18 protein-coding genes and 3 pseudogenes are annotated in these 23,865 nt (G+C 41.2%); 17 read left to right on the top strand and 4 right to left on the bottom strand.

Annotated elements, in window-relative coordinates; all coding sequences use genetic code 11:
- Positions 1 to 54 precede the first annotated feature (54 nt).
- Positions 55 to 228, bottom strand: a complete 174-nt coding sequence (hemP, locus tag PSF42_RS20830) for a hemin uptake protein HemP (RefSeq protein ID WP_229597470.1) — start codon at positions 226 to 228, stop codon at positions 55 to 57.
- A 209-nt stretch (positions 229 to 437) separates the two neighbouring features.
- Between hemP and PSF42_RS15495 the strand changes: the two genes are divergently transcribed.
- From PSF42_RS15495 to PSF42_RS15460, 8 genes are all read left to right on the top strand, one after another.
- A complete protein-coding gene (locus PSF42_RS15495; protein ID WP_272680327.1) occupies positions 438 to 1,067 on the top strand; it encodes an NAD(P)H-binding protein in 630 nt (209 codons plus the stop codon).
- Positions 1,068 to 1,251: 184 nt separating this feature from the next.
- Positions 1,252 to 2,577: an MFS transporter family glucose-6-phosphate receptor UhpC gene (gene uhpC, locus PSF42_RS15490; protein WP_248466776.1), complete on the top strand. Its 1,326-nt coding sequence runs from the start codon at positions 1,252 to 1,254 to the stop codon at positions 2,575 to 2,577.
- A 310-nt stretch (positions 2,578 to 2,887) separates the two neighbouring features.
- Positions 2,888 to 3,913, top strand: coding sequence for a UDP-glucose 4-epimerase GalE (gene galE, locus PSF42_RS15485; RefSeq protein WP_272680326.1), 1,026 nt, complete (start codon positions 2,888 to 2,890; stop codon positions 3,911 to 3,913).
- Positions 3,914 to 3,925: 12 nt separating this feature from the next.
- On the top strand, positions 3,926 to 4,978 hold the full coding sequence (locus PSF42_RS15480; protein ID WP_272680325.1) for a UDP-glucose--hexose-1-phosphate uridylyltransferase: 1,053 nt from the start codon (positions 3,926 to 3,928) through the stop codon (positions 4,976 to 4,978).
- 80 nt (positions 4,979 to 5,058) lie between these two features.
- A complete protein-coding gene (gene galK, locus PSF42_RS15475; protein WP_125894028.1) occupies positions 5,059 to 6,213 on the top strand; it encodes a galactokinase in 1,155 nt (384 codons plus the stop codon).
- A 34-nt stretch (positions 6,214 to 6,247) separates the two neighbouring features.
- A complete protein-coding gene (gene galM / locus PSF42_RS15470) occupies positions 6,248 to 7,279 on the top strand; it encodes a galactose-1-epimerase (protein ID WP_125894026.1) in 1,032 nt (343 codons plus the stop codon).
- A 153-nt stretch (positions 7,280 to 7,432) separates the two neighbouring features.
- Positions 7,433 to 8,437, top strand: coding sequence for a substrate-binding domain-containing protein (locus tag PSF42_RS15465; protein ID WP_213914337.1), 1,005 nt, complete (start codon positions 7,433 to 7,435; stop codon positions 8,435 to 8,437).
- A gap of 263 nt (positions 8,438 to 8,700) precedes the next feature.
- Complete coding sequence (locus PSF42_RS15460; protein ID WP_125894022.1) at positions 8,701 to 10,332, top strand: sodium/sugar symporter; 1,632 nt, start codon at positions 8,701 to 8,703, stop codon at positions 10,330 to 10,332.
- Between the two features lie 217 nt (positions 10,333 to 10,549).
- On the opposite strand, the gene PSF42_RS15455 is transcribed toward PSF42_RS15460, so the two are convergent.
- Both PSF42_RS15455 and PSF42_RS15450 read right to left on the bottom strand, forming a co-directional pair.
- A complete protein-coding gene (locus PSF42_RS15455; protein WP_272680324.1) occupies positions 10,550 to 11,359 on the bottom strand; it encodes a DUF4198 domain-containing protein in 810 nt (269 codons plus the stop codon).
- A 14-nt stretch (positions 11,360 to 11,373) separates the two neighbouring features.
- The gene (locus PSF42_RS15450; RefSeq protein ID WP_272680323.1) at positions 11,374 to 13,347 is read right to left on the bottom strand and encodes a TonB-dependent receptor domain-containing protein; all 1,974 of its coding nucleotides are present in this window, start codon (positions 13,345 to 13,347) and stop codon (positions 11,374 to 11,376) included.
- Positions 13,348 to 13,698: 351 nt separating this feature from the next.
- Between PSF42_RS15450 and PSF42_RS15445 the strand changes: the two genes are divergently transcribed.
- From PSF42_RS15445 to PSF42_RS20825, 8 genes and pseudogenes are all read left to right on the top strand, one after another.
- Positions 13,699 to 15,303 carry a class I SAM-dependent DNA methyltransferase gene (locus tag PSF42_RS15445; protein WP_272680322.1) on the top strand — a complete coding sequence of 535 codons (1,605 nt, stop codon included), beginning with the start codon at positions 13,699 to 13,701 and terminating at the stop codon, positions 15,301 to 15,303.
- Positions 15,293 to 16,723, top strand: a complete 1,431-nt coding sequence (locus tag PSF42_RS15440; protein WP_272680321.1) for a restriction endonuclease subunit S — start codon at positions 15,293 to 15,295, stop codon at positions 16,721 to 16,723. The genes PSF42_RS15445 and PSF42_RS15440 overlap by 11 nt, the downstream gene beginning before the upstream one ends.
- Positions 16,724 to 16,845: 122 nt before the next feature.
- The gene (locus tag PSF42_RS15435; RefSeq protein ID WP_272680320.1) at positions 16,846 to 20,124 is read left to right on the top strand and encodes a type I restriction endonuclease subunit R; all 3,279 of its coding nucleotides are present in this window, start codon (positions 16,846 to 16,848) and stop codon (positions 20,122 to 20,124) included.
- Between the two features lie 301 nt (positions 20,125 to 20,425).
- Positions 20,426 to 20,629: pseudogene (locus PSF42_RS15430) on the top strand (transposase); the annotation flags it as partial.
- A gap of 71 nt (positions 20,630 to 20,700) precedes the next feature.
- A complete protein-coding gene (locus PSF42_RS15425; RefSeq protein WP_272680319.1) occupies positions 20,701 to 21,429 on the top strand; it encodes an RHS repeat domain-containing protein in 729 nt (242 codons plus the stop codon).
- Between the two features lie 57 nt (positions 21,430 to 21,486).
- Positions 21,487 to 22,278 carry an RHS repeat-associated core domain-containing protein gene (locus PSF42_RS15420; protein WP_254879869.1) on the top strand — a complete coding sequence of 264 codons (792 nt, stop codon included), beginning with the start codon at positions 21,487 to 21,489 and terminating at the stop codon, positions 22,276 to 22,278.
- Positions 22,279 to 22,314: 36 nt separating this feature from the next.
- On the top strand, positions 22,315 to 22,602 hold the full coding sequence (locus tag PSF42_RS15415; RefSeq protein ID WP_217748447.1) for a hypothetical protein: 288 nt from the start codon (positions 22,315 to 22,317) through the stop codon (positions 22,600 to 22,602).
- 215 nt (positions 22,603 to 22,817) lie between these two features.
- The gene (locus PSF42_RS20825; protein ID WP_423810928.1) at positions 22,818 to 22,901 is read left to right on the top strand and encodes a hypothetical protein; all 84 of its coding nucleotides are present in this window, start codon (positions 22,818 to 22,820) and stop codon (positions 22,899 to 22,901) included.
- Here the strand turns inward: PSF42_RS20825 and PSF42_RS15410 are convergent.
- Positions 22,865 to 23,278, bottom strand: a pseudogene (locus PSF42_RS15410) (DUF932 domain-containing protein); the annotation flags it as partial. The gene PSF42_RS20825 and the pseudogene PSF42_RS15410 sit on opposite strands and share 37 nt — an antisense overlap.
- Before the next feature lie 52 nt (positions 23,279 to 23,330).
- On the opposite strand from PSF42_RS15410, the pseudogene PSF42_RS15405 reads away from it, so the two are divergent.
- Positions 23,331 to 23,865, top strand: a pseudogene (locus PSF42_RS15405) (transposase); the annotation flags it as partial.

Here is a 23,865-nt window from a genome sequence, read left to right as displayed (position 1 = left end):
TTACTCTAGGTGGCTTGCGAATTAAATTTTGGTACGACTTATTTTGGGTCTGGCTTACTTAGTTAAGATCAATTTACCGGTACGTGTTTGTCTCAATTGATAAAGTTCGCCATTATGTTGAATTGAGACCTTACCAGCAGGGCCCAATAATTGTTGGCTTTCTATCACGTCAGTTTTTACGGTGTGTTTTGCCGTTTCGACGGTATTTTCTGCAACTGGGGCTGTCATATTATTTACCATACTAAGTTTGTTGATAATCGAAATGATATTGAGAATGATTATCTTTAGAATAATTACTAATATCAAGCAATTTTCACAATCAAACAACAAAAGAGCCACAAATAACTAAGTTAGTACGAAAAAACAGCATTAATCTAGTGGATCCTCACTGGCCGGGCTATAATCGAATGTATCCATTCATTGCATGGGTGAATAAAATGAAAATATTACTATTAGGTGCGACAGGCCTTGTGGGCAGCCATGTTTTATCATTGGCACTTGCAGATTCTCGTGTGACTCAGGTGATAGCGCCAACACGATATGCATTAGCAGAGCATGAGAAATTACAAGCACCTATTGTTGATTTTAACCATTTACCGGACGACGCTGCATTATGGGAAGTCGATGCTGTGATTTGTGCGCTGGGCTCAACCCTCAAAGCGGCGGGCTCGAAGGCGGCATTTCGCCTAGTAGACTACACCTATCCATTAACCTGTGCACAGCTGGCCAAAAAATGGCATTGCCCAACATTTGTATTGACTTCTGCGTTGGGGGCAAATGCGAAGTCACCATTTTTCTATAGTCGAGTGAAAGGGCAGCTTGAACAAGATTTAATGTCACTGGGGTTTGATTCTTTAACTTTAGTTCGCCCGAATGTGATTAGTGGTGACCGCCAAAAAGTGCGTTTGGGTGAAGTCGTTGTGATCCGTATTATTTCCTGTCTATCATCTATATTGCCCGCGAGCTGCCAAGTTAGCCCCGCAACAAATATTGCGAAAGCATTATTTGAGGCTGCAATAAATCCCACTAAAGGGGTTCATGTTATTTCATCTAAACAGCTTATATAACACTGGGTAGTTCATTTTTCTTTTGAGTGTTATAGGGAATAGATAAAAATATTCATTTTTTGATGAAGGTAACATTCTGTAATAAAACTGTAATAAAAATGTAACAATTAGGTGTTTTCACTTATTGTTACCACTAAATTATTGTCATATTTTTGCCTGCTTGTACTTTTAGCCGGGGTTGAATATGTCAATATTTAAAGAACAACCAGATATACCAGTCACAATGTCGAAGTCTGAAATCGACGCTAAATATAAATACTGGCGATTACACTTAATGATTGTCAGTTATATTGGCTATGCCGTTTTTTATTTCACACGCAAAAGCTTTAATTTTGTTATGCCTGAAATGCTAACTGATTTAGGTATTACAAAGGCCGATATAGGGATGGTTGGAACCGCATTCTACCTGACTTATGGGGCATCTAAATTTCTTTCTGGCATCATTGGTGACCGTTCAAATCCACGTTATTTTATGGGGATTGGCTTGATAGCAACAGGCGTTGTAAACATCCTGTTTGGGCTAACCTCTTCAATCAGTATGTTTATCGTGTTGTGGATGGTAAATGCCTTTTTCCAAGGTTGGGGTTGGCCGCCTTGTGCAAAAATACTTAACACATGGTATTCACGTAATGAACGAGGGCTCTGGTGGGCCATTTGGAATACATCACATAATATTGGCGGCGCGATAATTCCAATTCTATCGGGCGGTGTCGCATTAGCCCTTGGCTGGCGCTATGGGATGATCATTCCGGGAATTATTGCCATTGTGATTGGTATTGGATTATGTATTTTATTACGTGATAGGCCTCGGACAATGGGCTTACCGACGGTTGGTGAATGGCGAAATGATCTTGAAGAATTAAAATATGAAGCCAAAGGGGCGGGTTTACCTTTAGGCAAAATATTGAACGAATATATCTTTAAAAATAAAGTGTTATGGGTTCTTGCTATTTCATATGCGGTGATTTACATCGTCAGAACAGGGATAAATGACTGGGCAAACCTGTATTTAATTGAAGAACACGGTTTTAATTTATTGTCGGCCAATGCTGTCGTCATGATGTTTGAAATTGGCGGTTTCTTTGGTGCGATTGTTGCAGGATGGGGCTCCGATTTAATCTTTAAAGGAAATCGTGCGCAAATGAATGTCATTTATGCGCTCGGGATTATTATCACGTCATTCTGTTTATGGATTGTTCCTGTTGATAACGAATATGTATTTTCTTTCTTATTCTTTATGACTGGGTTCTTCATTTTTGGTCCTCAATTTTTGATTGCGATGGCAGCCGCTGAAAACTCGCATAAAAATGCTGCAGGTGCTTCAACTGGGTTTGTTAGCTTGTTTGCCTATATTGGTGCATCAATCGCGGGGTATCCATTATCAATCGTTATTGAAAAATACCAATGGAATGGCTTCTACTCCTTGTTATTAACTCTATCAATTTTCTTAATTTTGTTATTAATTATTGCAATGATAATGACGAAGAAAAAAGTTAGCGTAGAAGGTTAATGCAGACTGGTTTGTTAGCAACAGAGCCCACAAATGTGGGCTTTTTTCATTTGAGAGCTACCCCTGAATCTGAGCTAATGAACCATACAAATCATAAAGCGTTTCATATTCATCTTGTGAATAACAAGGATTTATCTCCCAACTAAATGGTTTGACGACTGTCATGATGCACTGAATTTTATATTTTTGTGTAAACGTTTACACTAAGTCGAGATTGATCACAGAATCTTATCCCAACTCGTTGTTATACTCCGTAGCAATGGTACGTTGGAAGACAGATTGTAATTTAGGCTGTATTGGGGGAAGAGAAATGCAACAGGTTGAAATACTCGTTACAGGTGGGCTTGGATATATCGGTAGTCATACTTGTGTTCAATTAATAAAAGCAGGGCTATCACCAGTTATTATAGATAATTTGTGTAATGCAAAGAAAGAAGTGCTTAATCGTATTGAGGTATTAACCGGTGTACGTCCGGTATTTTATCAATATGATGTCCGAAACGAGCAACAGCTCTCCTCTGTTTTTTCTTCTCATCAATTTCATTCAGTTATTCATTTTGCAGGGTTAAAAGCGGTTGGGGAATCGGTAGAAAAACCCCTTAGATACTATGATGTTAATTTCAATGGAACATTGGTATTACTGCGCTGTATGCAAGAAGCAAACGTGAAAAGCTTGATTTTTAGTTCGTCAGCCACGGTATATGGTGAACCCAGCCATTTACCTATCACTGAAGCGTTTCCAACGGGTAATACTCAAAGCCCTTATGGCACCAGTAAATATATGGTTGAGCGTTGTTTATCTGATGTATTTCGCTCGGATCCGTCATGGTCATTAACATTATTACGTTATTTCAACCCGGTTGGTGCCCACCCATCAGGTTTAATAGGCGAAGACCCGCAAGGGATCCCAAATAATTTAACGCCTTATATCACCCAGGTAGCGATAGGAAAAAGAGAAAAACTGGTGATTTATGGAAACGATTACCCTACGGTGGATGGAACAGGAGTTCGTGATTATATTCATGTTATGGATTTGGCTGATGGCCATGTTGCTGCCCTGCAAGGGGTTGGCAATCAAGCTGGGTTACATTGCTACAATCTAGGTACGGGTAACGGCACCAGTGTTTTGCAGATGTTGCACGCCTTTGAAAAAGCAGTTGGAAAAGCCATTCCTTATGTGATTGAACCACGCCGTGCTGGGGATATCGCAGAATATTGGTCAACACCAGAAAAAGCATACCGTGAACTCGGATGGCAAGCGGAGCGAACCCTAGAGGATATGGCGACTGACAGCTGGCGTTGGCAATCAAATAATCCCAATGGCTATGAGGTTTAGGAGATAAATGAAATGAATACAATGCCATTTAACCCGTCTGATTGCCCTCATCGTCGTTATAACCCATTAACGGGGCAGTGGGTTCTGGTGTCTCCTCATCGAGCAAAACGACCGTGGAGCGGTAAAGATGAAAAACCATCAATAGAGGAGTTGCCTCAATATGATGAGCATTGTTTTCTTTGCCCGGGTAATACACGGGTTTCAGGGGAAGTGAATCCTAACTATCAGGGAACTTATGTCTTCCAAAACGACCATGGTGCGCTATTAGCACAACCCTGCGCCCAACCTGATAATCAATCTGAATTGTTTCAGTCACAATCGGTGAGTGGTGTTAGCCGAGTGATCTGTTTTTCACCTGATCACAGTAAAACGTTGCCAGAACTGTCGGTATCTGACATTGAAGGCGTTGTCGAAACATGGCAACAACAAATTGCTGAGTTAGGTGCGCGTTACACTTGGATTCAAGTTTTTGAAAATAAAGGGGAAATAATGGGGTGTTCTCAACCTCATCCTCATGGACAAATTTGGGCGAGTGATTTTTTACCGAATGAAATTGCACGCAAGGACCATTTTCTCGCGCAATATTATCAACGCCATGGTCGTAACTTATTGACCGATTACATTAAAGCGGAACAGCAAGATGGTTCACGGATTGTTGTCGAAACTGAAGAGTGGATTGCTCTTGTCCCTTATTGGGCGGCTTGGCCATTTGAAACCATGCTGTTGCCGAAACGACACATTCGACGTATGGATGAAATGAATGAAACTATTCGTGCAGACCTTGCTGTTGCGCTAAAAAAACTCACAAGCCGTTACGATAATCTATTTCACTGTTCTTTCCCATATTCAATGGGGTGGCACTTTGCGCCTTTTATGAATGACAGCCAAGGCATTGAACATTGGCAATTACATGCCTTGTTTTATCCACCATTATTGCGCTCAGCGACAGTGAAAAAATTCATGGTGGGTTATGAAATGTTAGCGGAAACCCAGCGGGACCTCACACCTGAACAAGCCGCACAACGTTTGCGTGATGTGAGTGACTGCCATTATAAACAAAGCTAAACCGCTAAATCATTTATCAAATTACAATTAACTTAGCTGTTTGCTGGGTTAAGCAAATTACGCATTAAGGATAATTAAAAATGGAAACGTTAAAGCAAACTGTTGCCTCCTCGTTTGAAAAGACCTTTGGTTATCAACCTGAAATTTATGTTCAAGCCCCAGGGCGCGTGAATATTATCGGTGAACATACTGACTACAATGATGGTTTTGTATTGCCTTGTGCCATTGACTACCAAACGATGACCGCCGCGTCAAAACGAGATGACCGTATAATCCGAGTCGTTGCGGCTGATTACCATAATGAGTGCGATGAATTCAGTTTAGATAGCGAAATTGCATTTTTGCCTGAAAAAATGTGGGCAAACTATATTCGCGGTGTCGTGAAGTTTCTTTTACAACGCGGGCTTTCATTTAACGGTTGCGATATTGCTGTGAGTGGAAATGTACCGCAGGGGGCAGGTTTGAGTTCTTCTGCCTCACTCGAAGTGGTGATTGGGCAGACACTGAAAGCATTGTATCAATTAGATATTAGTCAACAAGATATCGCACTGAATGGCCAACAAGCGGAGAACCAATTTGTCGGTTGTAACTGCGGCATTATGGACCAACTTATTTCAGCTTGTGGTGATGAAGGTCATGCTCTATTGATTGATTGCCGCAGTTTAGCGCTATTTCCTATTTCCATCCCTGATGATTTGGTTGTGATGATAATCAATTCAAATAAACAACGTGGCTTGGTTGGAAGTGAATACAATACTCGTCGCCAACAATGCGAAGAAGCCGCTAATTTGTTTGGGGTGAAAGCGTTACGCGATGTCACTTTTGATGAGTTTTTACAGAAGCAGCATCAATTATCCCCTGTTGTTGCTAAGCGAGCCAAGCACGTGATCAGTGAAAACGAGCGAACTTTGGCAGCAGCAAAAGCATTAACACAGAATGATTTATTGCAGCTAAGCGAGCTAATGGCGCAATCACATATTTCTATGCGTGATGATTTTGAAATTACAGTTCAAGAAATTGATACTTTAGTGGATATCGTTAAGTCGGTTTTAGGTACTCAAGGTGGGGTGCGAATGACTGGCGGAGGCTTTGGTGGTTGTGTGGTGGCATTAATGCAGCAACAATGTGTGCAGCCTGTAATTGACGCAGTAGAAGCGCAATACCAGAAAGCGACAGGTCTGCAAGCCGATATTTATGTTTGCCAACCAAGCTCAGGTGCGAGTGTGGTAAGTTAAAACCAAATTAACATATTGAAAAAGTTGATATAACATGCTGTTTAATCAAGAAAAAAATCAAACACCCAAAGTCATAGTGTTAACCAATAAAAATGGTATAGAAATGACCCTGACAAGTCTAGGGGCAAGCTGGATGAGCTGTATTCTGCCGCTAGCGAGTGGAAAACGGGATGTCGTTTTAGGTTCACCGAATGTGGAGCAACACGCAGAGCAGGATGTGTATTTGGGCGCGACCGTTGGGCGCGTGGCTAACCGTATCGCAAATGCCCGTTTTTCCATTCACGGTGAAAATTACTCAGTATCAGCCAATCAAGGGGCGCATTGTTTACATGGCGGGAAAGATAATTTTAGTTATCGTATTTGGGCTGTTTCGCAACTGAGTGCCCAAAAGGTAATTTTTTCACTTACCTCACCGGATGGTGATCAAGGTTTTCCAGGGGAATTGCGTGTTGAAGTGAGTTATGAGTTAACAGATGAAAATCAAGTGATTATCCGTTATAAACACCAAACTACGAAGGTCTGCCCTGTAAATCTAACCAACCATACTTACTTTAATTTGGCGGGGGAGGGTAGCGAAAAAACGGTGTTAGATCACGCTCTGACGATACACGGTGATTATTATTTACCAACAGATAAAACAGGGATCCCGAGTGGAGAGTGGCGTGATGTCACTGGTAGTAATTTTGACTTTCGCCAAAGCAAACTCATTGGTCGTGATTTTCTACAAGACAATGACCAAGTTGCCGCTGGGGGCTATGACCACACTTTTGTGCTTGATTCAGCCTGTATCGATGGGCGCAAAGCGGTAGCATCGTTGAGCGCTCCTGAGGGAGACGTAAAAATGAATATTTTTACAACGATGCCCACCATGCAGCTTTATACCGGGAATTATTTGGTTTCAGTCGCAGGTAAAACCAAATCGTATGCGCCTTTTTCCGGGGTGGCATTTGAAACGCAGTTTCCTCCTGATGCCGTTAATCATCCCGAATGGGGAGAGCGATACAGCCCAATTTCACAGCCTAATCAAATTTATTGTAGTGAAACCTGTTATCAATTTATGTTCTAAATCTAGACATCATTAACACCGCATCTCCGCGGTGTTTTCTTTTTTGCACCATAAACCCATTATTTTAATTTAAATAATTTTAATATGCGCTATGCCATTGTTTTTAATCCTAGGGCATTGTTTAATAAGCCATCCTAATTGTAGAGGTATACGATGGCGACAATCAAAGATGTGGCAAAAGAAGCCGGTGTGTCGGTTGCAACTGTTTCTCGAGTGATTAACCAATCACCGAAGGCGAGTCAAGCTTCTATTGTCTCAGTAAAGAGTGCAATGAATAAGCTGGGTTATCGTCCCAATGCCGCAGCTCGTGCTCTTGTGAACCAAAGCTCAAATACCATTGGGGTGTTAGTTAACGATGTTTCCGACCCTTTTTTTGGCGTGATGGTCAAAGCCGTTGATGGCGTAGCGCATAAAAACGGTAAACATATTCTGATTTGTAATGGTTACCATAACGCAAAGGAAGAGCGCCAATCTATTGAGCTGTTGATCAACAACCGCTGTGATGCTCTGGTGATCCACTCTAAAGCCCTTGATGATGCAGAATTGCTACAATATGCGAAAGAAGTCCCAAGTATGGTACTGATAAACCGCCATATTGATGAAATTGCAAACCGCTGTATTTCATTAAATAATTACAAGGGCGCTTATTTAGCGACAGAGCATCTCATTCGACATGGCCATACTAAAATTGCGTACATTTCTTCAAATCACCAAATTGAGGATGCGGTGCAACGTTTACAAGGTTATCGGGATGCATTAAAAAATAATGGTATTCAACTGTCTGATAGTTATATTGAATATGGCGTGCCGTATGGAGAAGGTGGAGAGCAAGCGATGACGAACTTGCTGATAAAATCGCTCGAAATTACAGCGGTCGTGGGTTATAACGATTTTATGGCTGCAGGAGCCATCGCAGTATTAGATGAAAATGAAATTCACTCGCCAGAACAGGTCTCAGTGATTGGTTTTGATGATGTGTTGATTGCCCGCTATATCCACCCACGCTTAACAACCATTCGTTACCCTATCCAAATGATGGCAGAAAAAGCCACCCAGCTAGCACTCTCTTTAGCGAGAGGGGAAAAAACAACAGGTGAAAGCTTGATTTACTCTCCGACATTGGTTCAGCGTAATTCAGTTAGACCTTTGCACGTTTAACTCCTATATAGGTCATAGAATGACATTATTTTGTGTAAACGTTTTCATTCATATTTGATGGAGTTCACGGTTTTACTATAAAACAGATTTCCTGCCATCACTATTTTTCTATCTATCAATGATTTTTTGTATTAATTTCGGCTAGTTAGCTCATTAAGTTAATATTTTAGAGGATATTGTGAAAATATGTGATTCATTTAACGGTGAAATTCTGTGGTAACGTTTACACTTACTTCGTTATCATTTGGTGAAGGAATTTGATTATGCAAACTGAAGGGGTTGGGTTAAGCACATTAGATTACGGAATATTCATTCTGTATGTGCTTGTCATTATTAGTGTTGGTCTTTGGGTTTCTCGAGATAAAAAAGGGCAAAAAAAAGGTACAAAAGACTATTTTCTAGCAGGAAAAACATTACCTTGGTGGGCAATCGGTTCTTCATTGATTGCGGCAAATATCTCAGCAGAGCAGTTTATTGGTATGTCGGGCTCTGGCTTTTCAATAGGTTTGGCCATCGCATCCTATGAATGGATGGCAGCATTAACACTGATTATTGTCGCAAAATACTTTATGCCAGTGTTTATTGATAAAGGTATTTTTACTATTCCAGAGTTTGTTGAAAAACGTTTTAATAAAACGTTAAAAACAATCTTAGCGGTATTCTGGTTGGCATTATTTATCTTTGTTAACTTAACATCAGTTCTTTATTTAGGGTCGTTAGCATTACAAACAATCCTTGGTATCCCAATGCATTATGCTATTTTTGGCTTAGCATTATTTGCAGTGATTTACTCGCTTTATGGCGGTTTGTCTGCAGTTGCATGGACGGATGTGGTACAAGTTTTCTTCTTAATTTTAGGCGGTTTTTTAACCACGATAATGGCAGTGAGCTATATTGGTGGTGATGCAGGGTTATTCGCGGGTATGAGTCGTATGGCCAGCGAGGCACCTGCGCATTTTGAAATGATCTTAAGCCCAGACAACCCGCAATTTAGCAATTTGCCGGGTATTGCCGTGTTAATTGGTGGGTTATGGGTTGCCAATTTATATTACTGGGGCTTTAACCAATATATTATTCAACGTGCATTAGCCGCTAAATCGATTAATGAAGCGCAAAAAGGTTTGGTTTTCGCGGCATTTCTCAAACTTATTGTCCCAATCCTCGTTGTCGTACCCGGTATCGCGGCATATGTGATTGTTTCTGATCCAGCGTTATTGGCAGGATTAGGTACGATGGCACAAGAGCATATACCTACGCTGGCACAGGCAGATAAAGCTTACCCATGGTTAACGCAGTTCTTACCCGTAGGCGCTAAAGGGGTTGTATTTGCTGCATTAGCTGCAGCGATTGTCTCTTCTTTAGCTTCCATGCTGAACTCAGTAGCAACTATTTTCACCATGGATATTTACAAAGAATACATTGCTCCATCCACATCTGATCACAAATTAGTGAATGTTGGGCGGGTTAGTGCGGTTGTTGCCTTAATTGTTGCCTGCTTTATCGCCCCATTACTGGGTAACATTGGACAAGCTTTCCAATATATTCAGGAATATACGGGGTTAGTTAGCCCAGGTATCTTAGCTGTCTTCTTATTAGGCTTGTTTTGGAAGAAAACCAATGCGAAAGGGGCGATCATCGGTGTACTGCTCTCCATCCCATTTGCATTATTCTTAAAACTGATGCCATTAGGTATGCCATTCCTAGACCAAATGATGTACACCTTCTTCTTTACTGCGGTGGTGATTGGTTTGATAAGCTTAACAACAGCAAAAGAAGATGACTGTGAGGGGGCAATTATCCTAACGTCAGAGACATTTAAAACCTCAAAAGGCTTCAATATTGCGTCATACGCAATTATGGTTATCTTATGCGTTTTATATGCACTGTTCTGGTAACGAAATACATCTAACAACCTGATAAATAAAATGATAACATTAGGCGGGAAAGGTAACTCCCGCCTTATTTTTTGTGTTTGTTAAGCAAAATAATGGTTATCATCAAAACTGAAATTGGATTAACTATCTATTGCCACTAACCCGCAAGAAAAAGCTATCTCATTGATAATTCGATTCTGTCTATGAGATAGCTGTCAGAGCCGTAAAAATATTGCGATTAACGTTTAAATGACAACGTTGCTACCGCCACACTTTCATCACATTGTTCTCTATTTTCAAATGGTTGCTTATACTTAGTTAATAACATCCATTCACCAGCAGGTAAATGCTTAATTGAAATAATGCCATCATTATTACTCGTCACCGAATACTCCGCAGTATGTGGCGGGTGCTTTGATTCGTTATTAGCTGCATGACTGTGGCTATGATTATGACTATTTTTAATATATTCAGCAGAATCTATTTCAACTTGGCTATGACTAAGTGGCTTACCGCGGTAAAAAACCTGAAATAAATCTACCTGCTCATTATTAGAAAAAATATTATTAATTGGGACTATTTCTAACTCTTGCCCTATAGGTTTAAAGATATAACTATCTAATTTTAGATTTCCGTCACTCACGACCGTTTTAGCGAATTTAACGCTGAATTGGCAATAGCTCGCTTGTTCTGCTTGTTGCTTATCTAGTGGCCGCCAACCCTTCTTAGTTCTAGACCAAAACATCGGTTTCATATTTGTTGATATAATAAAGTTTTCTGTATTTTTTAGATGTTGCTTATATTCATAGACATAATCTGTTTCTGTGCTTTCTAATGGTTCACTTCCTTGTTCTGTCGTTATTCGCGGTAATACAAAGTAATCCTGCCGATTAGGTAAACGTCCTTTCGACGGGAAATCATGGCCATAGCCAATCTCAGCAATAATACGGTCGCTTATTGGCTTAGCAGTGAGCCAAACATCATGAGCGGACGCTATAGATGTCATCAATAATGTGGATAAACTAATCGTAATTAATTGGTATTTCATTTCAGTATTCCTATTTACCATTGGTAACTAACAAAAACATTAACAGAGCGGCCCGCAATAGGAGCACCTTGAATTGAATTCGCTTGTTTATTTAATGCATTATCTAAAACTAACGCAGCGGTTACGCCTTTTAGATTTTCGAGAGGTTGATAATCCACAGAAAATGTATTTAAAACATAGCCTGCTTGAGTGTCCGTGCCTGTTTTCACATGGCGTGCTGGCGCGACAAAAGTGCCTCGCCAACCGACGGATACGCCACTGAGTGATGTGGGTATTTCTAGAGAAGTGACCAGCGTATCAGGACTTAAATTTCCTAACCATTCACGATTATTAGCATCAATCCCATCAGTGTGGTTATAGGATAGGCCTAATTTGAAATCACGATGTTCATAACTTGATTGGATATCCCATCCCCAAATTTTTGCTAACGCGACATTATTTGCATAGGTAATTCCCTTTTTTCTATCAACATGCGTTGCTATATAATTTTTCGCATGGGTATTAAAGTAGCTGCCTTTCAGTTCGATGTTATCTCCCTCAGAGAAAATAGAATCAAATGTCAGGCCCGCTCCAATCTCCTGTGAATGATTAGTTTCAGGCTTTAAGTTTGGATTTGGTACCCAATAATTAGGTTTCCCTCGTGAATAAAAATGTAATCCATCACGATACATTTCTTCCATTGTAGGTGCCCGAAAGGCTGAAGATGCGGAACCAAATAACATCAGCCAATCGGTTGGATTTAATACAATTGCGGCTTTTGGCGAGTAGTTGCTAGCTGTTAAATCACCATATTTTGAATTGCTACTTTGGTAATGGTCATAACGAGTACCAATGATAAAAGTCAGTGGTAAATCGCGTAATGTAATCTCATCTTGGATTAGCCCTGAGTAAAAGTTAATTTTCCCATCAGGGTAGACGGTTTCAGCACCTGAAGGTTGGTGCTTTTGATGATAAAATTCGCCACCTAAAATAATCTGTTGACCAAATAATGGCGATTGGATCATACTCGTGTTTGTTATTTTTGTTCCATAACTTGAGCTATTGCGGTGTTTACTTTTTTGTCCCGCAGGTGTTGAATGAACATCCACTTCAGAAGAATAAAGTAGTGTATTCAAATCAATTAAGCCTGAGTAAGTAGGGTTAAAATGATAATTCATTTGTATATCACGCTGAGTAATATTGCGGTGATAGTATTCTGAATTATCAACACTAGGACTCGTGACTGTTGGGTTGCCAGGTTCTTTTGATTTACTACGATAGTGTTTGATACTGCCGCTTACACTTTGGTTCTCGTCAATCGCATATTCACCTTTGGCAAACAAGCTGTTATTTCCTTCATCATTTGGAGCGGAGTACCCATCTCCTTGATAAATATTACCTCGCTGACGTTGGGTCAGCGAAAGCAAGCCATCAAATTGTGCTGTTCGCCCATATGCCATCGCTCCTGTTCCATAGCTATGGTCCCCTGTTGCCCCTGCAGTAAATACGCGAAAGCCATATTTCTCGTTAGCATCCAGAAAATCTTTTGCATTTGCAGTTCGATAATCAATGACGCCTCCAAGTCCACCACTACCATACAAACTTGACATAGGTCCCCTGACAACCTCAACTTTTTGGATTAAAAATGGGTCGACAAATGTCGCACTTCCCTTGTCCATTCCAGTGTCCTGTTTTACGCCATCAACCAGAACTAAAACCCCATTTTTGTTATAACCCCGTAAGTTAAATGTTTGCCCATTAGTACGACCTACGCCAACTTCACTGAGCCCCGCGATCCCTTTTAACAGCCCCCCCGCAGTCATTGAGGTATGAGTTAATGCCGTATTGTTGTGTATTACATTAACGATGGAAGGTGCTTCAAATTGTTCCGTTTCTATACCTGTTGCTGTGACAGTAATTGTTGAGTCTTTTGCAGTAGAAACGGCAAAACTCGAATTATGGTTCCCTAGAAATAAAATAAAAAAAGTTGCTAATGCTGTTGTTCTCATTAATAAACCCAATATAGATCCGATATGTGTAGGTTATGTTATAACATAACAATATAACTTCAAGTTTTTCTCTCTAATTATTTTGAAATTATTATTTTGGATTTTGCTGCCGATACCACGCTAATTCTCTAATTTGGCCGTGTATCAGCGCGTTATGGGTAAGATCACATTGGACATTAAAGAGAATGTTTCAAAAAGAATTTCAGCGGTAGCCGCCCAAACCCATCTGATTTTATGAGATAATCTTCTTCATACCTATTTTGTATACATTATCGGCAGCTGGCGTAAAAACAATCAACACTAACTCAGTGCTCTCCGATAATAATTGATAAGAAAAGAGAAACTATCGACATGGCAAAATCACCTGCGAAAAAACCAACCAAAGGCTTTGAAGAAACCCTTTGGGATACCGCTAATCAACTGCGTGGTAGCGTTGAATCCTCCGAGTATAAGCATGTGGTACTCAGTTTGGTGTTCCTGAAATTTATCAGTGACAAATTCGAAGCCAAACGTAGCGAATTAATCAAAAATGGTCAGGAAGCCTTTGTTGATATGGATGTTTTCTATCAGCAAGATAACGTTTTCTTTTTGCCGCAACAGTCCCGCTGGTCTTATGTGCAAGAGCGTGCGAAACAAGACGATATCGCCGTTATCATTGATACCGCGTTATCCACCATTGAAAAAAGCAATGCATCACTGACAGGCGCATTGCCGGATAACTATTTTTCTCGCCAAGGGCTTGAACCGAAAAGGCTTGCTTCACTGATCGACAGTATTGAAAACATCGATACCCTTGCCACGGAGTGTGGGGTAGGGGAAGAAGATCTCGTCGGCCGTGTTTATGAATACTTTTTAGGGCGCTTTGCTGCGAGCGAAGGTAAAGGCGGGGGCGAGTTCTATACCCCTAAATCGGTCGTAACCCTACTAGCTGAAATGTTAGAGCCTTACCAAGGCAAAGTGTATGACCCGTGCTGCGGCTCGGGCGGTATGTTTGTGCAATCGTTGAAATTTGTGGAAAGCCATCAAGGGAAAAGTAGAGATATTGCGATTTATGGGCAGGAACTGACCAGCACCACTTATAAACTGGCGAAAATGAACTTGGCGGTGAGGGGGCTTACGGGCAATTTAGGGGAACGCCCAGCGGATACCTTTTTCGCAGACCAGCACCCTGACTTAAAAGCCGATTTTATTATGGCAAACCCGCCGTTTAACTTAAAAGATTGGCGTAATGAAGCCGAGCTGACCAACGACCCACGTTTTGCTGGTTTCCGCACTCCACCGACGGGCAACGCTAACTATGCGTGGATTTTGCATATGTTATCTAAGCTCAGTGAAGATGGGGTTGCCGGGTTTGTGTTAGCCAACGGTTCCATGAGCTCGAATACCAGTGGTGAGGGCGAAATTCGCCAAAAGCTTATTGAAGATGACCGTATTGAGTGCATGATTGCACTGCCCGGCCAGTTATTTTTTACCACGCAAATCCCTGTTTGCCTATGGTTTATCAGTAAAAGTAAACACGCCAGCGCCAAATATGGTTATCGCGACCGCCAAGGGGAAACCTTGTTTATCGATGCCCGTAACCTCGGCACCATGATCAGCCGTACCCAAAAAGAACTTACAGGTGAGGATATCGCCACTATCGCTGATACCTTCCATGCATGGCGCAGTAGCGAAAGTGAACTGAAACGTCGTGTCACCGCCAAAGAAATCAGTATTGAGCAGTATCAAGACCAAGCCGGTTTTTGCAAAGTTGCCTCCCTTGACGATATCAAGGCCAATGATTTTGTACTCACACCGGGGCGCTATGTGGGCGCTGCGGAGGTCGAAGATGACGGCGTGTCGTTTGAAACCAAGATGCAGGAATTGACCCAAACCCTTTATCGCCAGATGGATGAAGCAGCAGAGCTTGATAAAGCTATCCGTAAAAATATGGAGGCGCTGGGTTATGGGGAGTGAGTGGCCTTTAGTCAAACTAGGTGATTACTGTTGCAAAATTGGTAGTGGGGCTACTCCTAAAGGAGGGAGCAGTGTTTATTTAGATTCTGGTGATGTTTGCCTTATCCGTAGCCAAAATATTTATAATGAAGGGTTTGATGAAGGTGGTTTGGTTTATATAGATGAGATTGCTGCTACTAAGCTTAGAAATGTTGTTGTTGAACATAATGATATTCTGCTTAATATCACTGGTGACTCAGTAGCTCGTGTATGTTTGGTTCCAGATGCCTATTTGCCCGCCCGCGTAAATCAGCATGTAGCAATAATTCGACCTAACGTGAAACACTTTGATGCTAGATTTTTACGCTATTTCTTAGCTAGCCCTAAAACCCAGATATTGCTACTAAATTTGTCGAGTGCAGGAGCAACAAGAAATGCATTAACAAAAAGTATGATTGAGAATTTTGAAGTTCCAAAACCATCTCTTGATGTTCAGGCTTTTATTGCAAATATACTTCAAAGTTTAGATAACAAAATAATAAGTAACCGCCAAATCAACCAAACCTTAGAGCAAATGGCGCAGACCCTATTTAAATCCTGGTTTGTGGATTTTGACCCTGTGATTGATAACGCACTAGATACCGGTTTTTTTGAGCAGGACTTAGTGTTTTCGGAAGAGTTATTGCGCCGAGTTGAAGTGCGTAAAATAGTACGAGAAAGTGAAGATTTTAAAGCGTTACCAGAAGATATGCGTCAGTTATTTCCAGATGCTTTTGAAGAGGATACAGAGTCTATATTAGGGCTAGGGGGATGGGTTCCTAAAGGATGGGGAATATCAAAGCTTTCTGATTTTGGTAATATAATTTGTGGAAAAACACCTTCTAAGAAAGAAAAGAATTTCTATGGTAATGACATACCATTTATTAAAATCCCTGATATGCATGGTAATGTATTTATCACTAAAACATCTGATAATCTTAGTTTTGAAGGTGGTAAATCTCAAATTAAAAAACTTATACCGGAAGGCAGCATTTGTGTGAGTAGTATAGCGACTGTAGGTCTTGTATCAATAACTACAGAGCCTGCTCATACTAATCAGCAAATTAATAGTATAGTTCCTCAACATAAATATTTTAGAGATTACCTTTATTTTTCGCTTTTAAATAAAAATAAACACTTTCATGACCTTGCTAGTGGAGGTAGTACGACTTTGAACATGAATACGACATTATTTTCAAATGTTCTTTTTATTCAACCAGATAAACCTATATTGGAGTTATTTCAACGAGAGAGTGGACGATTCTTAGAACGAATAAAACATTCTCTATGTGAAATTGCTGAACTAACAAAACTCCGCGACACTCTCCTCCCTAAATTAATCTCCGGTGAGCTGTCATTAAACGACATCAAAATAGATCTTCCAGAAGAAACACTTATCTAATTTACTCGACCGCTTCACATTTTTCTTATTGTGCAGCGGTTTTTGTTATCGAATCAATTAAACTAGCTTAATTAAAAAACGCGAAAAAAAACAATTTATAAAACAGACAAGAAGCCACTGACATGAGCCATATCTTCACTGAAGCCAAATTGGAACAGGCAATTATTGAACTGCTAGGACAACATGCAAACAATGCAGGAAAAACCTGCTATCCGCATTATGTCGGCAACACAATTCCACGTAAAGACAATAGCGAAGTGTTGATAGTGGACGACTTACGTCAGTACCTTGCTAACCAATATCAAGCAGATGGCATCACTGAAAGTGAAATCACCACGATTGTTCTGCAATTACAATCTTTGCCAGCCAGCGACCTCTACCAAAGTAATAAAACTTTTTGCCATTGGCTCAGTAATGGTTTTTTACTCAAACGCGAAGACCGCAAGCAAAAAGACCTGTATATCGAACTGCTCGATACCCAAACATTGCCTGCTCAATTGGTTAAATTATTTGCTGGGGAAGATATCGCCTCGGAGGCAGATAATAACCGCTATCGGTTAGTTAACCAGTTGGAAATAGAAGGGCAAGCGCGGGACGGTGGAGTACAACTGCGCATCCCTGATGCAATTTTATACGTCAATGGTTTACCGCTGGTGGTCTTCGAATTTAAATCAGCGGTGCGTGGGGAAGAAGCTACCCTATTTGACGCATGGACACAGCTTTGCGTTCGTTATCGCCGCGATATTCCTAAGCTATTTGTTTATAACGCCTTGTGTATTCTTAGTGATGGCGTGAATAACAAAATGGGTAACCTATTTGCCCCTTATGAATTCTATTATGCATGGCGTAAAATCAACGGTAACGAATCAACGGAAAAACAAGGCATCAATGGCCTATATACCCTGATCGAGGGGCTATTTCATCCCGTTCGTTTATTGGATGTATTGAAAAACTTTATTTTCTTTCCTGATACCAGCAAGACCTCAGTTAAGGTTTGTTGCCGTTATCCGCAGTATTACGCGGCTCGTAAGCTGTATTACAACATCGAAAAAGAGCGTAAGCAGATAAATGTGGATGGTGAAAATATTGGTGGCAGCGGTAAAGGGGGCACCTACTTTGGTGCCACTGGCTGTGGTAAAAGCTACACCATGCAATTTTTAGCACGCTTATTGATGAAAAGCGTCGATTTCGCTAGCCCAACCATTATTTTAATCACCGATCGTACCGACCTTGATGAACAGCTAGCAAAACAGTTTTGCAATGCAAAAGCCTTTATTGGCGATGAAATTATTGTCCCGGTCACCAGCCGACAAGATTTGCGCGACAAGTTAGCAGGGCGTGCCAGTGGCGGGGTATTCCTCACCACCATTCATAAATTCACGGAAGATATTCAACTGCTTTCTGAGCGTAGTAATATTATCTGTATCTCTGATGAAGCTCACCGTAGTCAAATTAACCTCGACCAAAAAATCAGTATTAACCAAGAAGACGGCACGGTTAAAAAGACTTATGGTTTTGCTAAATATTTGCATGATTCACTGCCGAATGCCACTTACGTTGGTTTTACGGGCACGCCTATCGACGCCACCTTAGATGTATTCGGTGAAACAATCGATAGCTACACCATGACCGAATCGGTGAATGACGAAATTACCGTGCGCATTGTGTACGAAGGGCGTGCAGCTAAAATCGCCCTTGATAACAGCAAATTAGAAGAGATCGAACGCTATTACCAAGAGTGTGAAGCCCAAGGCACCAGCGAATATCAGATAGAAGAAAGCAAAAAAGCCACCGCAAACATGAACTCCATTTTAGGGGATCCTGACCGTATTGATGCGCTAGCGAAGGATTTTGCGCAGCATTATGAAAAGCGGGTGGAAGAAGGTTCAACCATCAAAGGCAAAGCAATGGTGGTTTGTGCCAGCCGTGAAATTGCCTATGCATTTTATCAGAGCCTGAAGTTACAACGGCCAGAGTGGTTTGAGGCGAAACTGGCAATAGAGGGTGTCGAACTCACTGAGCAAGAGAAAAGCGAATTGATGCGCCTGCCGATGGTCAATATGGTGATGACTCGTGGAAAAGATGACCATGAGGCCATGTACAATTTGCTGGGAACAAAAGATTACCGCAGAGAGTTAGATAAACAATTTAAGAACCCGAAGTCCAACTTCAAAATCGCTATTGTGGTGGATATGTGGCTGACTGGTTTTGACGTACCAGAACTGGATACTATTTACATCGATAAGCCATTACAAAAGCATAATCTTATTCAAACTATTTCCCGCGTGAATCGCCGTTTCGAAGGAAAAGAAAAGGGATTAGTGGTTGACTATATTGGTATTAAAAGTCGCATGAATATGGCGTTGGCCATGTATTCGAAAGCGGATAAGTCTAATTTCGAAGATATTCAGCAATCTATCGTTGAAGTGCGTAATCACTTGAACTTATTGGCGCAAGTATTCCATAAATTTGATAGCGATGATTACTTTTCAGGTTCGCCAACGCTGCAATTAGACTGCCTTAATCGGGCGGCTGAATTTATCTTGCAAACCAAGAAAGTTGAACTGCGTTTTATGGGCTTAGTGAAGCGGTTGAAAGCCGCTTATGATGTGTGTGTGGGCAGTGAAGATATTACTCAAGATGAACGTGAACACATTCATTTTTATCTCGCGGTACGCTCCATCGTTTACAAATTAACGAAAGGGGACGCACCGGATACAGCGCAAATGAACCAAAAAGTGCGAGAAATGATAGCCGAAGCCCTCAAAGCCGAAGGCGTGGAAGAGATTTTCACGTTGGGCGATGACAAAGCGGAGACCATTGATATTTTTGATGATGAATACATGGCGCGCATCAATAAAATCAAGCTGCCAAACACAAAAATGCAGCTGCTACAAAAGATGCTACAAAAAGCCATTAGTGATTTTCAAAAGGTCAATCAACTCCAAGGGATCAATTTCTCCAAGCGATTCCAAGCCTTAGTCGAACAATATAACCAACGAAAAGAAAACGATGTGCTCAATGGCGAAGAGTTTGATGATTTCACCGAGCAAATGGCGACGATGATTTATGACATCAAGGCGGAAATGATGTCATTTAAAGGCATAGGTATCGATATGGAAGAAAAAGCTTTCCTCGATATTTTGTTGCATATGTGCCAGAAATACGATTTTACCTACGATGACGACAAAATGCTGGCACTTGCTAAGGATATGAAGCGGATTGTGGATGACAGCACACAATACCCTGACTGGAGCAACCGAGACGATATTAAAGCTAAGCTGAAAGTCGACCTGATTTTATTATTGCACCGTTATGGCTTCCCTCCAGTGGCCAATGACGAGGTGTATAAAAGTGTGCTGGAACAAGCCGAGAACTTTAAGAAATATCAGCTGGGGTGATTGGTACTTGCTGATATATAGTCGGGGACTTTAGTTTACTGAACTAACAAATGGTCAGGTGAAACGTCTAATAGTGGGCCGCATACGCATACTTATTCAGGTAACACGGAAAACCTCGGTTCAGGAACGGCCTTAACAGTTACCAATGCTTATATCATGCTGATGGGATGGTATCGAATTAGTTAATTGAAATGGGGCAATTGCCCCATTTCATATTTAATGATGAGTAATTACATCATTAGGTAATTTATCAAAACTGACCCTAAAATAAGACAGCTATAATTAGATTTTCTGCTCTAAAATTTGCAGAGGTCATGATGAAAAAGCCCGTTTTACTGAAACTCAAATTGTTAATATTTTAAAACTCGCTGATTCAGGTATGAAAGTGGAAGATATTTGCCGCCAAAATGGGATCAGTAACGCCACTTATTATAATTGGAAATCAAAGTATGGTGGCATGGAAGCTAATGATGTTAAACGATTAAAAGAACTTGAAGATGAAAATTAACCCAATCAATCGACCCTGAAAACCAATCGACCTGTTTTGATTGGGATAAAGATTTCGCCTTTCCGACCGTGCAAACCTTGCCTAATGGGGCCGCGTGGCACTGGGAATACACGGATAAAGGCGATGTACGTCGTGTGATTGACCCTTTAGGGCATGTGACGACCTTTGTATGGGACGAATTCGGTAATTGTGTTGGTCAAATGGATGCTAAAGGGAATGAGACACACTACTGCTATAATCCAAGTGGACAACTGACTCGCCAATCCGATTGTTCGGGTTACCCAACGACGTTGACCTATGATGATTGGGGTCAGCTGAAAAGCATCACCAATGCCCTCAATGAAACCACCACCTATACTTTCAGTGACGCCGGACTGCTGATTACCGAACGCTTACCCGACGCGACAGAGAACCGATATGAGTATGATGCGGCAGGCCAACTTATTTGTATCAAGGATGCGGGTGACAAGCATATATTACTCAAGCGTAATCGTCGTGGTCAAGTAATTGCGCGTCGTGACCCCGCTGGTCATTGGTTATACTTTCATTATGATGCACTTGGGCGAATGAAGGCGTTAGAAAACGAGAAAAACGAGCAGTACCATTTTACCTACGATGCCCTTCACCGTTTAACACAGGAGCAAGACCTCCTCGGCCAACAAAAATACTATCAGTACGATGAAGCGGCCAACTTACTCAAGGATAATCAACAGGTTGTAGCCCATAACCAAGTGCAACACAGCGACCAATATGACTATCGCTATGATGGTTTTGGGCGGATGGTGTCACGTTGTTAAAAAGTCAGCACGGCAGGGCAGCGTTATCATTACGACAGCGAGCACCGGATTATCGCGGTGGATATCAACCAAGGCCCGCTTAGTTATGAACGTGCCGAATACCGTTACGATATCTTAGGTCGGCGTATTGAAAAGCGCTTATGGAAAGCCAGTGCGATTGCGAATACAACCACGTACCACACCCGTGAACCGGATGAAATTCAGACATTTGGTTGGGTGGGTATGCAACTTGTGCATGAACACAGTAGCGCAAAGCCTCACACTACGGTTTATCATGCCTATAATGATGGCAGCTATACATCATTAGCGCGTATTGAATGCGCGGATACAAAAATCCACCCACAGCAAAACATTTATTATTCTCACTGTGGCTTAAACGGTTTGCCCGAAGTCCTCACCAATGCGGACGGCAATATCGTCTGGCAAGGGCAATATAGGGTATGGGGAAATCTCCAGCGACAAGTACGCCCAAATAATGAATTTGACAGTGAACAGAATCTGCGTTTTCAGGGGCAGTATTTCGACAAAGAAACCGGGTTGCACTATAATACCTTCCGCTACTATGCCCCAGATTTAGGCCGCTTTACCCAGCAAGACCCGATAGGGCTGATGGGCGGGTTAAATCTGTATCAGTATGCTCCGAATCCGGTTGGGTGGGTTGATCCTCTCGGATTATCAGTTGTCGATGCTTTCTTTGAAATGGCAGGGCAAGTATTCCAAGGTTCTAACCCTACAGAGCGGATACCTAGAATAGAAGGCAAGACTCTTCCGGGACTCGGATATCCTAATAGTAATCGATTTAGCATGCATGCTGAAATTGATGCTATGATGCAAGCCCATTCAAGTTGATATTGATAATGAAGTAAGTGATGATGGTTTTTTTCATTGGGCTTCACCTTCAATTTCGACAATAATATTGTTCCTCATAATATAGGTATTTGTCGTGATCTTATAGAAAACCCTGATTTTTTATATATTGAGCCGGATGACCAAATTTATGGATTTAATACTAAAGAGGCAAGGTATAGTATTGATGGCTGTGTTCTCACCCTAATGCTTCTGGATAATAATAAATTTTATTGGAATGGTTCAAAATCTATTTCTATAGAGTTAGATGAAAATAATATAGATGATGTAACACTATGCCTTAATTCTATTTTTGACGATTTATAAATAAGTTTAAAATATCTTTAGTGGATCTATCAACGGTGCAGTTTTGCTGAAACAGTCTGCGGCTAGCGGGTGAAAAGAGCAGTAAATCCGCGCACCTGACCCTGCATTACGTCTATAACAGCGGCAGTTATAACCCGCTGGCACGGATAGAGAGCTTTGACCATCCGGAAAAACAGACAACGGATATTGCATATTACCACGTTGCCCTGAACGGCTTGCCGAAAGAACTGACGGACAGCCAGGGGCGCATAATCTGGCACGGTAATCCGCCTTTGATTAAATTCTCCTGCAAGCGTTGATATACAGTCCAAAGATCATCTTTTTTATCCACCCAGCGGCGAGGTTGTAATACCTGTTCTTCGGTAACAGGTTGATGTTCATCACCAAAACGATACGTCAACGCCGCTTGTGCCAAGGCTTGTTGTGCTGATGGCGGTAACATGAGTGATTGCATTTGTTCACGTTTTTCAGCTACCGTATCAAAGGTTTCTAGTACCTCATAAGCTCCTTCAATTACCTTCCCAACGACATCACCTTTGTGCGGCACACGCACTTCACCAAACGTATCTCCGCAAACTAAACCATTTTGACATACTGCTCTAAATAACCCCGGTAACATTTGATAACTGCTTGAACCATCATGGCTATTTAAAAGAATAATTTCAGGCACTTGAATATGTCCACTTCCCCTAAAATAAGACAGCTATAATTAGATTTTCTGCTCTAAAATTTGCAGAGGTCATGATGAAAAAGCCCGTTTTACTGAAACTCAAATCGTTAATATTTTAAAACTCGCTGATTCTGGTATGAAAGTGGAAGATACTTGCCGCCAAAATGGGATCAGCAACGCCACTTATTATAATTGGAAATCAAAGTATGGTGGCATGGAATCTAATGATGTTAAACGATTAAAAGAACTTGAAGATGAGAACGCGAAACTGAAAAAGCGCTTTGCGGAAGTTAGCCTTGAAAACCATGCAATGAAGGAGCTTTTCGCAAAAAAGGGTTGGTAGTGGCTGAAAAGAAATCCTGCACTCAATCATTAAAAGAGGCGGGCTTATCAGTCATTAAAGCGTGTAAACTCACATCTCTACCTCGCGCTTCGTTTTATCGGAAGACTCAAAATTGGCGCGAGAAAGATAGAATCGTCATCGATGCCATACAATATGTGTTAGCGAAATCGCCACAATCGGGATTCTGGAAATGCTATTTCCGACTGAGATTTCAAGGTTATTCTTTTAATCATAAACGAGTTTATCGCGT

The organism is Providencia sp. PROV032 (genome assembly GCF_028484875.1).
In the GTDB taxonomy this organism is placed as follows: Bacteria; Pseudomonadota; Gammaproteobacteria; order Enterobacterales; family Enterobacteriaceae; genus Providencia; species Providencia rettgeri_E.
Note: the sequence above shows the minus strand (reverse complement) of the source record. Positions and strands in the feature narration are given on the sequence as shown.

Bases quoted from the DNA above. Each gene is read 5' to 3' on its own strand.
- hemP (WP_229597470.1), bottom strand. From the start codon at position 228: ATGACAGCCCCAGTTGCAGAAAATACCGTCGAAACGGCAAAACACACC.
- PSF42_RS15495 (WP_272680327.1), top strand. From the start codon at position 438: ATGAAAATATTACTATTAGGTGCGACAGGCCTTGTGGGCAGCCATGTT.
- uhpC (WP_248466776.1), top strand. From the start codon at position 1,252: ATGTCAATATTTAAAGAACAACCAGATATACCAGTCACAATGTCGAAG.
- galE (WP_272680326.1), top strand. From the start codon at position 2,888: ATGCAACAGGTTGAAATACTCGTTACAGGTGGGCTTGGATATATCGGT.
- PSF42_RS15480 (WP_272680325.1), top strand. From the start codon at position 3,926: ATGAATACAATGCCATTTAACCCGTCTGATTGCCCTCATCGTCGTTAT.
- galK (WP_125894028.1), top strand. From the start codon at position 5,059: ATGGAAACGTTAAAGCAAACTGTTGCCTCCTCGTTTGAAAAGACCTTT.
- galM (WP_125894026.1), top strand. From the start codon at position 6,248: ATGCTGTTTAATCAAGAAAAAAATCAAACACCCAAAGTCATAGTGTTA.
- PSF42_RS15465 (WP_213914337.1), top strand. From the start codon at position 7,433: ATGGCGACAATCAAAGATGTGGCAAAAGAAGCCGGTGTGTCGGTTGCA.
- PSF42_RS15460 (WP_125894022.1), top strand. From the start codon at position 8,701: ATGCAAACTGAAGGGGTTGGGTTAAGCACATTAGATTACGGAATATTC.
- PSF42_RS15455 (WP_272680324.1), bottom strand. From the start codon at position 11,359: ATGAAATACCAATTAATTACGATTAGTTTATCCACATTATTGATGACA.
- PSF42_RS15450 (WP_272680323.1), bottom strand. From the start codon at position 13,347: ATGAGAACAACAGCATTAGCAACTTTTTTTATTTTATTTCTAGGGAAC.
- PSF42_RS15445 (WP_272680322.1), top strand. From the start codon at position 13,699: ATGGCAAAATCACCTGCGAAAAAACCAACCAAAGGCTTTGAAGAAACC.
- PSF42_RS15440 (WP_272680321.1), top strand. From the start codon at position 15,293: ATGGGGAGTGAGTGGCCTTTAGTCAAACTAGGTGATTACTGTTGCAAA.
- PSF42_RS15435 (WP_272680320.1), top strand. From the start codon at position 16,846: ATGAGCCATATCTTCACTGAAGCCAAATTGGAACAGGCAATTATTGAA.